General features: G+C 57.8%; 16 protein-coding genes and 3 tRNA genes. 2 read left to right on the top strand and 17 right to left on the bottom strand.

Annotated features, from left to right (window positions below):
* Positions 1-18: 18 nt before the first annotated feature.
* The 17 genes from N7578_RS15005 to N7578_RS14925 form a co-directional block, all read right to left on the bottom strand.
* On the bottom strand, positions 19-1530 hold the full coding sequence (locus N7578_RS15005) for an NADH-quinone oxidoreductase subunit M (protein ID WP_311111091.1): 1512 nt from the start codon (positions 1528-1530) through the stop codon (positions 19-21).
* Entirely contained in the window at positions 1530-3530 is a 2001-nt protein-coding gene (nuoL, locus tag N7578_RS15000; protein ID WP_311111090.1) for an NADH-quinone oxidoreductase subunit L, read from the bottom strand. Before nuoL ends, N7578_RS15005 begins: the two co-directional genes overlap by 1 nt.
* 7 nt (positions 3531-3537) lie before the next feature.
* Positions 3538-3846, bottom strand: coding sequence for an NADH-quinone oxidoreductase subunit NuoK (gene nuoK, locus N7578_RS14995; protein ID WP_138795558.1), 309 nt, complete (start codon positions 3844-3846; stop codon positions 3538-3540).
* Positions 3847-3874: 28 nt separating this feature from the next.
* Entirely contained in the window at positions 3875-4489 is a 615-nt protein-coding gene (locus N7578_RS14990) for an NADH-quinone oxidoreductase subunit J (protein ID WP_311111089.1), read from the bottom strand.
* A 140-nt stretch (positions 4490-4629) separates the two neighbouring features.
* Positions 4630-5121: an NADH-quinone oxidoreductase subunit NuoI gene (nuoI, locus tag N7578_RS14985; RefSeq protein WP_003502385.1), complete on the bottom strand. Its 492-nt coding sequence runs from the start codon at positions 5119-5121 to the stop codon at positions 4630-4632.
* 36 nt (positions 5122-5157) lie between these two features.
* Positions 5158-6204 (bottom strand): NADH-quinone oxidoreductase subunit NuoH, encoded by a 1047-nt coding sequence (gene nuoH / locus N7578_RS14980; RefSeq protein WP_311111088.1) that lies wholly within the window; start codon positions 6202-6204, stop codon positions 5158-5160.
* 12 nt (positions 6205-6216) lie between these two features.
* On the bottom strand, positions 6217-8298 hold the full coding sequence (nuoG, locus tag N7578_RS14975; protein WP_311111087.1) for an NADH-quinone oxidoreductase subunit NuoG: 2082 nt from the start codon (positions 8296-8298) through the stop codon (positions 6217-6219).
* 152 nt (positions 8299-8450) lie between these two features.
* Positions 8451-9755, bottom strand: coding sequence for an NADH-quinone oxidoreductase subunit NuoF (gene nuoF / locus N7578_RS14970; RefSeq protein ID WP_311111086.1), 1305 nt, complete (start codon positions 9753-9755; stop codon positions 8451-8453).
* A 10-nt stretch (positions 9756-9765) separates the two neighbouring features.
* Complete coding sequence (nuoE, locus tag N7578_RS14965) at positions 9766-10872, bottom strand: NADH-quinone oxidoreductase subunit NuoE (protein WP_311111085.1); 1107 nt, start codon at positions 10870-10872, stop codon at positions 9766-9768.
* A gap of 17 nt (positions 10873-10889) precedes the next feature.
* Positions 10890-11150 carry a hypothetical protein gene (locus N7578_RS14960; protein ID WP_311111084.1) on the bottom strand — a complete coding sequence of 87 codons (261 nt, stop codon included), beginning with the start codon at positions 11148-11150 and terminating at the stop codon, positions 10890-10892.
* The gene (locus tag N7578_RS14955; RefSeq protein WP_311111083.1) at positions 11150-12340 is read right to left on the bottom strand and encodes an NADH-quinone oxidoreductase subunit D; all 1191 of its coding nucleotides are present in this window, start codon (positions 12338-12340) and stop codon (positions 11150-11152) included. Before N7578_RS14955 ends, N7578_RS14960 begins: the two co-directional genes overlap by 1 nt.
* A 2-nt stretch (positions 12341-12342) precedes the next feature.
* Positions 12343-12771 carry a GFA family protein gene (locus N7578_RS14950; protein ID WP_311111082.1) on the bottom strand — a complete coding sequence of 143 codons (429 nt, stop codon included), beginning with the start codon at positions 12769-12771 and terminating at the stop codon, positions 12343-12345.
* Entirely contained in the window at positions 12768-13370 is a 603-nt protein-coding gene (locus N7578_RS14945; protein ID WP_311111081.1) for an NADH-quinone oxidoreductase subunit C, read from the bottom strand. The genes N7578_RS14950 and N7578_RS14945 overlap by 4 nt, the downstream gene beginning before the upstream one ends.
* Positions 13371-13387: 17 nt before the next feature.
* A complete protein-coding gene (locus tag N7578_RS14940) occupies positions 13388-13972 on the bottom strand; it encodes an NADH-quinone oxidoreductase subunit B (RefSeq protein ID WP_311111080.1) in 585 nt (194 codons plus the stop codon).
* On the bottom strand, positions 13963-14328 hold the full coding sequence (locus tag N7578_RS14935) for an NADH-quinone oxidoreductase subunit A (RefSeq protein ID WP_138795570.1): 366 nt from the start codon (positions 14326-14328) through the stop codon (positions 13963-13965). Before N7578_RS14935 ends, N7578_RS14940 begins: the two co-directional genes overlap by 10 nt.
* A gap of 431 nt (positions 14329-14759) precedes the next feature.
* Positions 14760-14836: transfer RNA gene (locus N7578_RS14930), tRNA-Asp, on the bottom strand.
* A gap of 40 nt (positions 14837-14876) precedes the next feature.
* Positions 14877-14953 (bottom strand) — tRNA-Asp (locus N7578_RS14925).
* A 450-nt stretch (positions 14954-15403) separates the two neighbouring features.
* On the opposite strand from N7578_RS14925, the gene N7578_RS14920 reads away from it, so the two are divergent.
* Together N7578_RS14920 and N7578_RS14915 are read left to right on the top strand one after the other, a co-directional pair.
* Positions 15404-15479: transfer RNA gene (locus tag N7578_RS14920), tRNA-Val, on the top strand.
* Positions 15480-15947: 468 nt separating this feature from the next.
* Complete coding sequence (locus N7578_RS14915) at positions 15948-16073, top strand: hypothetical protein (RefSeq protein WP_311112592.1); 126 nt, start codon at positions 15948-15950, stop codon at positions 16071-16073.
* Positions 16074-16203: the final 130 nt, after the last annotated feature.

The raw sequence follows: 16203 nt of genomic DNA, 5'->3' as shown, positions 1-16203 counted from the left end.
GTCCAACGGGTCCTGTCGTCAATTCATAGAGAGCGCAACATTCTGCGCCGCCTGCAATGCAGCCGTATAGTTGTTTACCAGAAGATCGACCGATGCAGCTGTGGCATCGAACACCGGCGCCGGATAGACCCCGAAGAAGATCGTCAGGGCAACCAGCGGGTAAAGGAGAACCTTCTCGCGGGTCGACAGATCGAGCATCGACTTCAGGCTTTCCTTCTCAAGCGCACCGAAAATGACGCGGCGGTAGAGCCACAGCGCATAGGCGGCCGAAAGGATGACGCCGGTTGCCGCGAAGAGAGCAACCCAGGTGTTGGCGCGGAACACGCCGACCAGCGTCAGGAATTCTCCGACGAAGCCCGAGGTACCCGGCAGACCGACATTGGCCATGGTGAAAATCATGAACGCCACGGCGTATTTCGGCATGTTGTTCACCAGGCCGCCATAGGCCGCGATTTCACGGGTGTGCAGACGGTCGTACACGACGCCGACACAGAGGAAGAGCGCGCCCGAGACGATGCCGTGCGAGAGCATCTGGAAGATTGCGCCCTGCACGCCCTGAACGTTCGCGGCGAAGATACCCATGGTCACGTAACCCATGTGGGCGACGGAGGAATAGGCAATCAGCTTCTTGATGTCGTCCTGCATCATCGCAACCAGAGAGGTGTAGATGATGGCGAGAACCGAGAGCGTGAAGACGAACGGTGCGAAATAATCCGAAGCCAGCGGGAACATGGCGAGCGAGAAACGGATGAAACCGTAACCGCCAAGCTTCAGCATGACGCCAGCCAGGATGACCGAACCAGCGGTCGGCGCCTGAACGTGCGCATCGGGCAGCCAGGTGTGGACTGGCCACATCGGCATCTTCACCGCGAAGGCAGCAAAGCACGCCAGCCATAGCCATGTCTGCATACCGGCCGGGAAGCCGTATTTCAGTAGTTCGGTGATGTCGGTCGTACCGGCCTGCCAATACATCGCCATGATGGCGAGCATCGTCAGAACCGAACCGAGCAGTGTATAGAGAAAGAACTTGTAGGATGCATAAACGCGATCCTTGCCGCCCCACACGCCGATGATGACGAACATCGGGATCAGCGTCGCTTCGAAGAAGACGTAGAAGAGAACGGTATCGAGCGCGACGAACACACCGATCATGACGACTTCCAGAAGAAGGAAGGCAATCATGTATTCCTTGATGCGCTTTTCTACCGATTCCCAGCTTGCCAGCACGCAGAATGGCATGAGGAAGGTGGTGAGGATGACGAACAACATGGAAATGCCGTCGACACCCAGGTGGTAGGACGCAATGTTGCCGAACCAGTCATGCTTCTCGACCATCTGGAAGCCCGGGTTCGAATTGTCGAACCCGATCCAGACGAACAGCGAGACGATGAAAGTGAATACGGTCGTCAGCAGCGAAACATTGAGAATGTTGCGGCGTCCATACGGGCCGTTTTCATTCGTCAGAAGCAGGAGCACCACGCCGACGAGCGGCAAAAAGGTGACCGTTGAAAGAATGGGCCAATCGGTCATCAGAAGGCACTCCCGAGCATCATCCAGGTGACAAGCGCCGCGATGCCGATGAGCATCGCAAAGGCATAATGATAAAGATAACCGGACTGCAGGCGGACCATGCGGTTGGTCACATCAACCACACGCGCTGCAATACCGTTCGGACCGTAATGATCGATGACCGCCACGTCGCCCTTCTTCCACAGGAAGCGACCGAGCGCCTTCGCCGAACGGACGAAGAGGAAGTCATAGAGTTCATCGAAGTACCACTTGTTGAGAAGGAACTGGTACAGGCCACGGTGGGTTTCGGCCAGACGCTTGGGCGTCTCCGGCGACTTGATGTACATGTACCATGCCGTCACGAAACCAAGAGCCATGGCTGCGAACGGGCTCCACTTCACCCACTTCGGAACGTTGTGGAACTCATGCACGATGTGGTTTTCAGGACCGGTGAACAGGGCACCCTTCCAGAATTCCTCGTAGTGATGCCCGAAGAAATATTCGACGAACACGACACCGGCAAACAGAGCGCCGACCGTCAGGATGAACAGCGGCAGCAACATCACCATCGGCGATTCATGGACGTGGTGCATGACGTCCGCGGAAGCGCGCGGCTTGCCGAAGAAGGTCATGAACGCCAGACGCCACGAATAGAAGCTGGTGAACAGCGCAGCGATGACGAGAAGCGTGAAGGCGAAACCGCCGAGGCTGGAATGCGAGGCGAAAGCCGACTCGATGATGGCGTCCTTGGAAAAGAAGCCAGCAAAGCCGATGACGGTGCCGGGTATGCCAACGCCGGTCAGCGCGAGCGTGCCGACAGTCATCGTCCAGAAGGTGAGCGGGATGTGCTTACGCAGGCCGCCCATATAGCGCATATCCTGCTCGCCATCGACGGCATGAATGACCGAACCGGCGCACAAGAACAAGAGAGCCTTGAAAAACGCGTGCGTGAACAGGTGGAACACGGCGGCACCATAGGCACCGACCCCAAGTGCCACGAACATGTAACCGAGCTGCGAGCAGGTCGAGTAAGCGATGACGCGCTTGATATCGTTCTGCACCAGACCAACAGTCGCGGCAAAGAACGCGGTGATCGCACCGATCAGCGTGACAAAGGTGAGCGCATCCGGCGACAGTTCGAACAGCGGTGACATGCGAGCCACGAGGAACACACCGGCGGTGACCATGGTTGCGGCGTGAATGAGCGCCGAAACCGGCGTCGGGCCTTCCATGGCGTCCGGCAGCCAGGTGTGCAGCAGGAACTGCGCCGACTTACCCATGGAACCCATGAACAGCAGCAGGCAGACCGCCGTGATCGCATGACCCTTGTCGAGGCTCATGCCGAACAGGTTGATGACAGCGTCGGTGGACGCGGCGCCTTCAGCCGGCAGATAGGTGCTTGCTGCCGCGAAGATCGTTTCGAAATTGATCGAACCGAACAGGACGAAGACGCCGGAAATACCGAGGATGAAGCCGAAGTCGCCAACGCGGTTGACGATGAACGCCTTCATGGCCGCAGCCGATGCAGATGGCTTCTTGAACCAGAAACCGATCAGAAGGTAGGACGCCAGACCCACGCCTTCCCAGCCGAAGAACATCTGCAGCAGGTTGTCGGAGGTGATCAGCATCAACATCGCAAAGGTGAAAAGCGACAGGTATGCGAAGAAGCGCGGACGATGCGGATCGTGGTGCATGTATCCGATCGAATACAGGTGCACGAGACAGGACACCGTGTTGACCACGACGAACATGACAGCCGTCAGCGTGTCGATGCGGAATGCCCACTCGACGTCGATGCCGCCCGACTGGATCCAGCGCAGGACACTGACCTTGATGATTTCACCGCCCTCGCCGTGGCCGAGGAGCGCAACATTCACGAACACGATCCAGGACAGGACCGCAACCACGATCATCAGACCGGTGGTGACATATTCCGAGGCCTTGGCACCGATCGAGCGGCCAAACAGGCCAGCGATCAGGAAGCCGATCAGCGGAAGAAAGACGATAGCCTTGTAGATCATAGCCTTATCAGCCCTTCATCATATTGACGTCTTCCACCGCGATCGATCCACGGTTGCGGTAGAAGACAACGAGTATTGCAAGACCAATGGCCGCTTCGGCAGCAGCGACGGTCAGGATGAACAGTGCGAATACCTGACCGACGATATCGTTCAGGAAGGACGAGAACGCCACCATGTTGAGATTGACCGCAAGCAGGATGAGTTCGATCGACATGAGGATGACGATGACGTTCTTCCGGTTGAGGAAGATACCGAAGACGCCGATCGTGAAGAGGATCGCGCTGACCGTCAGGTAGTGGGAAAGACCGATTTCCATATTCTTTTTCCTTGGATCCGTTCGCGCCTCAGATGCCCTGGCCCGGCTTGACCTTGACCGTCGTGACCGCCGTTTTCGGGTCACGGCCAACCTGGACCGATATATCCTGCCTCTTGATGTCTGTGCGGTGACGCAGCGTCAGCACGATTGCGCCGATCATGGCGACCAGCAGCACGAGGCCGGCGAGCTGGAAGAAGTAGACGTAGTTCGTATAAAGAACGTCGCCGAGTGCAGCCGTGTTGGTGCGCTCAAGCGGGTTCGGGATCGGCATGGTGATCGACTTGGCCGCCTGCGGGTTCAGCATGCTGCCACCAACCACGACGATCAGCTCCGCTGCGAGGATGAGGCCGATCAACGCGCCGACCGGCGCATATTGCAGCACGCCCGAGCGCAGTTCGGCGAAATCGACATCCAGCATCATGACGACGAAGAGGAAGAGCACCGCCACGGCGCCGACATAGACCACCAACAGGATCATGCCGAGGAACTCGGCTCCCGTCAGCAGGAACAGCGCAGCCGCGTTGAAGAAGGTCAGGATCAGGAAGAGGACCGAGTGAACCGGGTTCTTCGATGCAATGACCAGAAACGCAGACGCCACGGCGACGAAAGCGAATATGTAAAAGAATATAGCGTGCAGACCCATGTTGGTGCCTTCTCGTCCTCATCCGGGCAGAGAAGACCCTTGTCGTCCCCTCACCCGTTTATCCCTGCCGGTAAAACCTGACAGGCATTTACTCTTTCATCGTTCACCGAAGCGCAAGCTCCGCCGAACACGGTTGCACCTTAGCGATAAGGCGCATCCAGCGCGAGGTTGCGCGCGATTTCACGCTCCCAACGGTCGCCATTGTCGAGAAGCTTCTGCTTGTCGAAATAGAGCTCCTCGCGGGTTTCTGTCGCAAACTCGAAGTTCGGACCTTCCACGATCGCGTCGACCGGGCATGCTTCCTGGCAGAATCCGCAATAGATGCACTTCACCATGTCGATGTCGTAACGCACCGTACGACGGGTGCCGTCATTGCGGCGCGGGCCAGCTTCGATGGTGATGGCCTGAGCAGGACAGATCGCTTCACACAGCTTGCAGGCGATGCAGCGTTCTTCCCCGTTCGGATAACGGCGCAGAGCGTGCTCCCCACGGAAACGCGGAGAAACCGGACCCTTTTCAAACGGGTAGTTCACTGTCGCCTTCTGCTTGAAGAAGTGGCGCATCGTCAGGAAGATCGCGCCAACGAACTCCTTGAGGAACAGTGAATTGACGGCTTGGGAGAGGCTTGCCATCTCAGTCTCCAGATCTTTGAGCGAGGAGTTCAGGCATCAACCTGCCCACCCCGTCAGCTTCAGTACGAATGCAACAATAACGACCATGGCGAGCGACAGCGGCAGGAACACCTTCCAGCCAAGGCGCATGAGCTGGTCATAGCGGTAACGGGGAACGAAAGCCTTCGTCAGAGCGATCATGAAGAAGACCATGCAGCCCTTGAGCGCGAACCAGACGATACCCGGAACCCAGTTCAGGAACCATACGTCCACGATCGGCAGCCAGCCACCCATGAACAGGATCGTCGTCAGGCAGCAGATCAGAACGATGGCAGCATATTCGCCAAGCATGAACATCATGTACGGCGTGGAGCCATATTCGACCATGTGACCGGCAACCAGTTCCGATTCCGCTTCCGGAAGGTCGAAAGGCGGACGGTTGGTTTCGGCAAGGCCGGAAATGAAGAACACGATGAACATCGGGAACAGCGACAGCCAGTGCCAATCTAGGAACGAGGCAGGCAGGCCGAGCATGGTGCCAAGGCCGGTCTTCTGGGCCAGAACGATGTCCGTGAGGTTCAGCGAACCAACGCATAGCAGAACGGTCACGATCACCAGACCGATGGACACTTCGTAAGACACCATCTGCGCCGCCGAACGAAGCGCACCGAGGAACGGATACTTCGAGTTCGAAGCCCAGCCGCCCATGATGATGCCGTATACTTCGAGCGACGAGATCGCGAAAATATAGAGAATGCCGACGTTGATGTTGGCGACGACCCAGCCTTCATTGAACGGAATGACCGCGTAGGTGGCGAGCGCAAGCGTCACGGCAACCAGCGGAGCCAGCAGGAACACGGCCTTGTTGGCACCAGCCGGAATAACCGGCTCCTTGAGAATGAACTTCAAAAGGTCGGCGAACGACTGGAACAGACCAAACGGGCCAACGACGTTCGGGCCACGGCGCAGCTGTACGGCGGCCCAGACCTTACGGTCGGCCAGCAGCAGGAAGGCGATGGACACCAGCAAACACACGAGAAGCAGCAGGGACTGGCCGACCATAATCAGCGCGGGCCAGACGTAGCTCCAGAAAAACGAATCCATAATCCCCTACCCTTACTCTGCCGCAGCCTTGAAATTGTTGCGGGCCAATGCGGAGCACTCGGCCATGACAGCGGAGGCGCGCGCAATCGGGTTCGTCAAATAAAAATCTTTAACCGGCGAGGCAAACGCCGATTTGTTGAGTGTGCCAACCTTGCCGGCCAGCGCCTCGAGGTCCTTGCCGTTGCCGGCAACGATCTCGTCGGTTTCGGCCAGATGCGGATGGGCAACGTAAAGCTGGCCACGCAGCGCCGACAGAGAATCGAACGGCAGCTTCTTGCCGAGAACGTCGGACAGGGCGCGCAGGATTGCCCAGTCTTCGCGGGCTTCGCCGGGAGCGAAACCAGCACGGTTGCCAACCTGAACACGGCCTTCGGTGTTGACCCAGATACCGGACTTTTCGGTATAGGCCGCACCAGGCAGGATGACATCAGCGTTCATCGCGCCATGATCACCATGGCTGCCGATGTAGACGGTGAACTTGGCACCCTTGTTCGACAGGTCGATCTCGTCTGCGCCAAGCAGGAAAAGAACGTCCATCGACGCAACCATGTCAGCGGCGGAAACACCGCCCTCACCCGGTACGAAGCCGATGTCCAGACCACCAACCCGGGCAGCTGCCGTGTGAAGAACGGAGAAACCGTTCCACTCTTCGGTAACGGCGCCAACCGAAACGGCGAGCTTTGCCGCAGCGCTGAGAACAGCAGCACCATCAGCGCGCGCCAGAGCGCCCTGGCCGATGATGATGAGCGGATTCTTGGCGGACTTCAGCTTGTCAACGAAGCTGTGCGAGCCATTTGCCAGATCCGAAAGCGTTTCCGCGCCGGAGCCGAGGTATTCGTAATCGTAGCGCAGTTCGCCGCCTTCACCGATCACACCGATAGGGAAGCCGCCGCGACGCCAGCGCTTGCGAATGCGGGCGTTGAGAACGGCCGCTTCGTAACGTGGGTTGGAGCCAACGATCAGGAGCGCGTCGGCCTGTTCAATGCCTTCGATGGTGGCGTTGAACAGATAGCTGGCGCGGCCGAGCGACGGATCAAGCGCTGCACCGTCCTGACGGCAGTCAACATTGGCCGAGCCGAGCGATGCGAGAAGCGACTTCAGCGCAAACATTTCTTCAACCGAGGCCAGATCGCCAGCAATCGCGCCGATCTTGTTGCCGGAAGTTGCGCCGACGGCCGAACGGATCGCGCCGAACGCCTCACCCCAGGTCGCGGGCTGCAGACGGCCATCCTTGCGGACATAAGGACGGTCAAGGCGCTGCGTCTTCAGGCCGTCCCAGATGAAGCGGCTCTTGTCGGAGATCCACTCTTCGTTGATAGCTTCGTTGACGCGCGGCATGACGCGCATGACTTCACGGCCACGCGTATCGACACGGATCGCCGAACCGAGCGCGTCCATGACGTCGATGGTTTCGGTCTTGTTGAGTTCCCACGGACGTGCCGTGAAAGCGAATGGCTTGGAGGTCAGCGCGCCAACCGGGCAAAGGTCAACAACGTTGCCCTGAAGCTCGGAGGTCATCGCCTGCTCGAGATAGGTGGTGATCTCGGCGTCTTCGCCGCGGCCGATCAGGCCGAGTTCGGCGATGCCCGCCACTTCCGTCGTAAAACGGACGCAGCGCGTGCAGTGAATGCAGCGGTTCATGACCGTCTTGACGAGCGGTCCGATGTACTTGTCTTCAACCGCGCGCTTGTTTTCAGCGTACCGCGAACCGGCGATACCGAAGGCCATTGCCTGGTCCTGAAGGTCGCATTCTCCGCCCTGGTCGCAGATCGGGCAATCCAGCGGGTGGTTGATGAGCAGGAATTCCATCACGCCTTCGCGGGCCTTCTTGACCATCGGCGTGTTGGTGAAAACTTCCGGCAGTTCGCCATTCGGGCCGCCGCGGATATCGCGCACGCCCATGGCGCAGGATGCAGCAGGCTTGGGCGGTCCGCCCTTCACCTCGATGAGACACATGCGGCAGTTACCCGCGACCGACAAGCGCTCGTGAAAACAAAAGCGCGGAACTTCGGCGCCAGCCTCCTCACACGCCTGCAACAGCGTGAAATGATCCGGAACCTCGATCTCTTTACCGTCAACCTTGAGCTTTGCCATGGTTCTACTTACGTCCTGTTGCCTGTTCGTCCCGTGTCCCACACAGTCCGCAACAAATCCTTAATCACGTCCAGCACTCAAACTGACCTGCCAGCCGCGTCATGATGGTTCGGCGAAGGTCTGAGCCAGCGCCGCATCCAGCTGCCGAATTATTATTCGGCAGCCTCAAGAACAGCGCCATCATCCATGGCCCTGTAGGTGTACTGATCGATCCGCTTTTCGATTTCCGGACGGAAATTGCGGATGAGAGCTTGAACCGGCCAGGCAGCAGCGTCGCCGAGAGCGCAGATGGTGTGGCCTTCGATCTGCTTCGTGACTTCGAACAGCATATCGATTTCGCGCTTCTGCGCGTTGCCCTTCACCATGCGCTCCAGCACGCGCCACATCCAGCCCGTGCCTTCGCGGCAAGGCGTGCACTGGCCGCAGCTTTCGTGCTTGAAGAAAGCCGCGATACGGGCAATTGCCTTGATGACGTCGGTGGACTTGTCCATGACGATCATGCCGCCCGTACCGAAGGACGACTTGACTTCGCGCATGCCGTCGAAGTCCATGATCGCGTCCTTCATGTCCTCACCGCGAACGATGGGGCAAGATGCGCCGCCGGGGATAACGCCGAGAAGATTGTCCCAGCCGCCGCGGATACCACCGCAGTGACGCTCGATCAGCTCGCGGAACGACAGGCCCAGCGCGTCTTCGAACGTGCACGGACGCTCGACGTGGCCGGAAACCATGAACAGCTTCGTGCCGACGTTGTTCGGACGGCCGATGGACGAGAACCAGGCAGCGCCGCGACGCAGGATGGTCGGGGCAACGGCGATGGACTCGACGTTGTTGACCGTCGTCGGGCAACCGTAAAGGCCCATGTTCGCCGGGAACGGCGGCTTCAGGCGTGGCTGGCCCTTCTTGCCTTCAAGGCTTTCGAGCAGCGCGGTTTCTTCACCGCAGATATAAGCGCCAGCGCCGTGATGGACGTAAACGTCGAAATCCCAGCCGTTCTTGTTGTTCTTGCCGAGCAGGCCAGCGTCGTAGCATTCGTCGATCGCGGCCTGGAGGGCTTCGCGCTCACGCATGTATTCGCCACGAACATAGATATAAGCCGTGTGCGCACCCATGGCGAAACCGGCAATCACGCAGCCTTCGATCAGCGTATGCGGATCGTTGCGAAGGATTTCGCGGTCCTTGCACGTGCCGGGCTCGGATTCGTCGGCGTTGACGACGAGATAATGCGGACGGCCGTCGCTTTCCTTCGGCATGAAGGACCACTTCAGACCGGTCGGGAAGCCAGCGCCACCACGGCCGCGCAGGCCGGATGCTTTCATCTCGTTGATGATCCAGTCACGACCCTTTTCGATGATCTGCTTGGTGCCGTCCCAATGGCCGCGTGCACGAACGCCCTTCAGGGACTTGTCCTTGAGGCCGTAGAGATTGGTAAAGATGCGATCCTGATCTTTTAACATACTTCACCTCTTACCGCGGCTTCTTGCCGAAGACCTTGATATACTCGGCTTCGCCACCCTTGGCGAGCGCCTCGGCCTGCTTGAGCCATTCGTCACGCTCGATACGGCCCTTGAAATTCAAATAGCTATCGACCCAATCGCATTCGGCCTTCTTCCACGCGGCGATCTGCGCGAAGGTGAAGATACCGAGTTCATGCAGCGTGCCTTCGATCTTCGGGCCAACGCCGGAGATCAGCTTCAGGTCATCGATCGTCGCAGGCTTTTCGATAGCAGCCGGGCGATCCTTGCTGTCGAGCGCTGGCTTTGCGGCCTCTGCCGAGCCGGAGGCTTCCTTTTCGGCAGCCTTGACGTTTTCTTCCGCAGCCTTCGGCGCGGTGACAGGCGTCTTCAGCTTGGCATCGGCTTCCGGAGCCGTCGTCTTCGGCTTCGCAGCTTCGGACGGCGCAGGCGCCGGAGCAGCAGGAGGAGCTTCAGCAGGCTTGTCCAGATTAGAACGATCCGGCTTGATCTCTTCGGTCAGCGTGGTGAGGCCACCGAAAGGAACCGAAAGGTGGCGATCAATCTGCGGGCCGGTCTTGACGGTATCGCCCTTGCCTGCTTCGAACGCATCGATGATCTCTTCCAGACGCTCGGGCGTCAGATCCTCATAGGCATCCTTGAAGATGATGACCATCGGCGCGTTGACGCAGGCGCCCTGACATTCGACTTCTTCCCACGACAGCGTGCCGCTCTCGTTGGTGTGAAGCGGATCATGGTGAATCTTGTGGCGGCAGACGTCCATCAGCGCTTCGGAACCGCGCAGCATGCAGGGCGTGGTGCCACAGACCTGGATATGCGCCTTCGTGCCGATCGGCTTCAGCTGGAACTGGGTATAGAACGTCGCGACTTCGAGCACGCGGATATAGGGCATATCCAGCATGTCGGCGATTTTCTCGATACAGGCGCGGGTCACCCAGCCATCCTGTTCCTGAGCACGCATCAGCAGCGGGATAACCGCAGACTGCTGGCGTCCTTCCGGATATTTCTTGATCGTCTTTTCCGCCCATGCGGTATTGTCCGCGTTAAATGCGAAACCCGTGGGCTGGAACTGATCTTCGGCTAGTCGACGAACGGACATACTTCCTCACGCCTTTTTCAATTTAACGTCTCACACCGCGATGTCGTGACCGTCACGAACTCGCAGGCGTAAGCCGCCTTGTCTTTCTGCATGAACACAATGAACTTGCTGCCATTGGGAACCGAGGCCTTGATCTCATATCCCAACGTCAGAAGCTGCTTGATGGTCGAAGAGCCGCCGCTTGACCTCGAAGACACGCCCTGATCCGCCGCAGTCTGGGCGAAAACAGGCGCGGCAAACGCGGCAAGAAAAGCCAGAATGGCCAGCGGCAGACGCATCAGCGATCGACCTCCCCGAACACGATGTCGAGAGAGCCGAGAACTGCTGTCACGTCGGCAAGCTGATGTCCCTTGCAGAGGAAATCCATGGCTTGCAGATGCGCATAACCCGGAGCGCGGATCTTGCAGCGGTAAGGCTTGTTGGAGCCGTCGGCGACCAGATAGACGCCGAATTCGCCCTTCGGGGCTTCAACAGCCGCATACACTTCACCAGCCGGAACGTGATAACCTTCGGTGTAGAGCTTGAAGTGGTGGATCAGCGCTTCCATCGAACGCTTCATCTCGCCACGCTTCGGCGGAACCACCTTGCCGTCCAGAGACGACACGGGACCGATCCGATGCTTGCCCGAAAGCAGATCGACGCACTGCTTCATGATCTTCACCGATTCACGCATTTCCTGCATGCGGATCAGATAACGGTCGTAGCAGTCGCCGTTCTTGCCGACAGGAATATCGAACTCCAGATCGGAATAACACTCATAAGGCTGTGCACGGCGCAGATCCCAGGCAGCGCCCGAACCGCGCACCATAACGCCCGTGAAACCCCAGGCAAACGCGTCTTCCAGCGACACCACGCCGATATCGACGTTACGCTGCTTGTAGATGCGGTTGTCGGTCAGAAGACCTTCGATATTGTCGAGAACGGTCAGGAACGGATCGCACCACTTGCCGATATCGTCGACGAGTTCCGGCGGCAGATCCTGATGGACACCGCCCGGACGGACGTAAGCCGAGTGCATGCGCGCGCCACAGGCACGCTCGTAGAACACCATCAGCTTTTCGCGTTCTTCGAAGCCCCAGACCGGCGGCGTCATCGCGCCAACGTCCATGGCCTGCGTCGTCACGTTCATGATGTGCGACAGGATACGGCCGATCTCCGAATAGAGAACGCGGATCAGCTGGCCACGCATCGGGATTTCTAGACCGAGCAGCTTTTCAACGCCTAGCGCGAAGGCATGCTCCTGGTTCATCGGCGCAACGTAGTCCAGACGGTCGAAATACGGGACTGCCTGGAGATAGGTCTTCGTTTCGATCAGCTTTTCGGTGCCACGGTGCAGCAGGCCGATATGCGGATCCACGCGCTCGACGATTTCACCATCGAGTTCGAGAACGAGACGCAACACGCCGTGCGCGGAAGGGTGTTCCGGGCCGAAGTTGATCGTGAAATTGCGGACGTTATGCTCTGTCATGCTTAGTGCTCCGCCGAGGTAATCATGGCGATGAATTCGGGGCCGGTCATGGTTGGCGTGGATTCAGCGAAGGAGTAGCTCGAGGGCTTCTCATCGATGAAAATCTGTGACGCAAACTTGAAACTGGAAGGGTTGTCGAAGGCCTGAAGCGATACGGCAAAATGATTACCGTCTTTTGAACGCCACATCAGCGTGCTGCCGCAATTCTTGCAGAAACAGCGCTCACCCCACTCCGAGGAAGAATAAACGCCCAAATTCTGCTCGTTTTCGAAAGCAACCTCGGCGCATTCTACAGCAAGGAACGCTCCGCCGGACCAGCGACGGCACATAGAGCAGTGGCAAACGCCGAATTCACGGCCACCGATCTTCGCTGTGAAGCGAACGGCGCCGCAAAGACATTGCCCCTGCTCTGTTGCGACAGCTTCGCTCATTGCTTGGCCTTCTCGTCGCCGGGAAGAACGTAGTCGGTGCCTTCCCATGGGGAAAGGAAATCGAAGCTACGGAATTCCTGCTTCAATTCGACGGGTTCATAAAGAACGCGCTTGAGAACGTCATCGTAGCGCACTTCGACAAAGCCGGTAACCGGAAAGTCCTTGCGCAACGGATGGCCTTCAAAGCCGTAGTCCGTGAGAATACGGCGCAGGTCCGAATGGCCCTCGAATGGAATGCCATACATGTCCCAGGCTTCGCGCTCGAACCATTCCGCGCCGTAAAAAACGGACGTCGCGGAGGGGACCCCCTCGTCTTCCGCCACCTGAAGCTTGACGCGAACGCGCAGGTTCTGGCGCGGCGACAGCAGGTGATAGACCACATCGAAGCGCTTCTCGCGCTGAGGCCAGTCCACACCGCAAATGTCGATGATATTGACGAAACCGCACTGCACGTCGTCGCGCAGGAAGGTCAGCAGCGCAACGACGTTTTCAGGCGTCGTGTTCAGTGTCAATTCGCCATATGCAATAGCGTGAGACTCGACCAGAGAACCGCGCGCTTCCTGCACATAGGCGGCCAGATCGTTGAGAGCTTCGCTCATTCTATAGTCCTCTGCCCTTAACGCTCGATCGTTCCGGTACGCCGGATTTTCTTCTGCAGCAGAAGCACGCCGTAAAGCAGCGCCTCCGCCGTGGGGGGACAGCCCGGCACATAGATATCGACAGGCACCACTCGGTCGCAGCCGCGAACGACGGCGTAGGAGTAGTGATAGTAGCCGCCGCCATTGGCACAGGAGCCCATGGAAATGACGTAACGCGGCTCAGGCATCTGATCGTAGACCTTGCGAAGCGCGGGCGCCATCTTGTTGGTCAGCGTGCCAGCGACGATCATGACATCCGACTGGCGCGGTGAAGCGCGCGGCGCAACACCGAAGCGCTCCATGTCGTAACGCGGACCGGACGCCTGCATCAGGCCTTCAACGGCGCAGCAGGCCAGGCCGAACTGCATCCACATCAGCGACCCCGTACGGGCCCAGGTGATCAGTTCGTCGGTCGAGGTGACGAGAAAACCCTTGTCGGCCAACTCATCATTGATCTCGGTGAAGTAGGCGTCATCGCTGCCAACAGGCTTGCCGGTGTTGGGATCGATGATCCCGCGCGGCTTGGGCGCGACGAGCGTGGTGTCGTTCTGGCTCATGCCCATTCCAGCGCTCCCTTCTTCCATTCATAAATGAAGCCGATGGTGAGAACCAGAAGGAACACCATCATCGACCAGAAGCCGAACCAGCCCATCTCTCCGAACGAAACCGCCCATGGGAAAAGGAAGGCGACTTCAAGGTCAAAGATAATGAAGAGAATCGACACCAGATAAAAGCGGATATCAAACTTCATACGGGCGTCGTCGAAGGCGTTGAAACCGCATTCGAAGGCAGACAGCTTTTCAGGGTCCGGGTTTTTGTAAGCAACCGCGAAAGGCGCGATCAGAAGCGCCAGACCGATAACAAGGGCAATACCGATGAAGATTGCGATCGGAATGTAGGAACTGAGGAGTTCAGTCATGGTCTCTTCCCTGCCCGGCCGGGTGCCGGACCTTCCTTGCGACCAAAAGTCTCAAGGCGCAAAAATATGTTGCAACGCCAAAGTCGTTAGCGCAGCCGCACTCTCTCTGCAAGAGTTTCAGCTCCATTTCAAGACGCCTGCCCGATTGATTGGCAACAATATTGCCCAGATTGACGCAAAATTGGGCCATCAGTCGGCGCTAAGTCACTCAAATAAAATAATAATCGATTGAAGACCCAAACCGTAAAAAAGTCACACAAATTTTACACGCGAAAGCCGTGAAAGTGACGATTTTCAAGGGACGAAACTTGACTTCAAAACACAGGAAATTGACCTAGGGAAACGCCACGGACAGAGGTGAGAATCGAGGCGAAAAATCGCCCGGAGCAACCTCAATCAAGACTGAAATGATTTTACTTCGGAGAAAAGAATGGCGCGAGTGACGGGGCTCGAACCCGCGACCTCCGGCGTGACAGGCCGGCACTCTAACCGACTGAGCTACACCCGCGCATTTTGCAGATATTTATCTGCGTTTCCGAGGATCAGGATGGCGCGAGTGACGGGGCTCGAACCCGCGACCTCCGGCGTGACAGGCCGGCACTCTAACCGACTGAGCTACACCCGCATCTCCTGAACAGTGAAGCTTTCGTTTCACTGTGCGAACCAGCCTCGGCTGTTCGTTGAGCGGCTAACTACGGCGTTCGTGCTGGGGTGTCAAGCAGGTTTCACGACAAAAGAATAAGCTTGCGCATTTTGCATCAAAAAAAGTCGCGCCAAAGACCCGAGATAACCCATTAATCAACTGATTTATATAGTCTTTTACATCACATGCAAAAACTTTATCCACAGACCCTGCGCGGCTTCGGGGGGATTTTGCATCGCAGCATCATACGGATCCAGCAGGGCACATGACGCCAAAACCCCGTTTTTCCGGGCTTTCCACCAATCCGCCCCCTCACCCGGCAAAACAATCTCGAAAAAAAACGAAAAAACTTCACAAAAGCACTTGCGGTTTTTTTCTGATCCGCATACATCACGGCCACCGACGCGGCGGACACGATCCGAAAGACGCGAAGGGCGATTAGCTCAGTTGGTAGAGCGCCTCGTTTACACCGAGGATGTCGGGAGTTCGAGTCTCTCATCGCCCACCATTACTTCCCAAAGAGAATACAGAGACTTGAACGCTTAGAGTGGTTTTCGCTGGTTTTCAGCGTTCGCTGTTTGCCCGATCCTTTGCCCCTCATTCTTCGCTTCCCTTTGCTGGACTTTTTTCTGCGCTGAAGATTCGACCTCCCCTGCCCGCCTATCGGCACCTGCCTGGCGCGAAGCAGATTCTTTGCGCAAATAAATCGATCTCCCTCAGAAAAAGTTTCGAGGATCCGGCGGGCGGTCAAAGTCAATTTGGCACGACAAAATCGGGGGCCGTGTATCGACTCGGCACTTGATGTGTCGAAACGCATCGAACAGCAGATGACTCGCCGCAGGCGAGCGTCTCCGCGCTGAATAGCACCGTCCGAAGTGGTGTAACGGGGGTGCAGGTGATTCAGATTTTCTCAACGGTTTTGTTGGATGGTCAGCCTGCCGGCTCATGATGAGCGGTTTTAATGATGGATGAAACCATGTCGATCGACGCGTTTGTGACACTCGCGCTCATTGCGCTGCCTATTTATATTTTTTTTCGCTGGGTCCAGCAGGACTCCGAAAAGCAGGACACTCCGGGCAAAAAGATTTCTCCCGGCCGTTAACCCCTCCCCGACCTATCAAATCGGCAATCGGCATTGAAACGGCACATGACGTTTGAATGGCGTTGCGGCTTTCCCACGCTGATATTCTCGCAGACGGTGTCCGGCAGCCCCCCCCCGCGCCTGATTCCCG

The sequence above is a fragment of the Agrobacterium tumefaciens genome, from assembly GCF_031801495.1.
Lineage (GTDB): Bacteria > Pseudomonadota > Alphaproteobacteria > Rhizobiales > Rhizobiaceae > Agrobacterium > Agrobacterium tumefaciens_K.
This window is presented reverse-complemented; position numbering and strand designations above follow the sequence as displayed.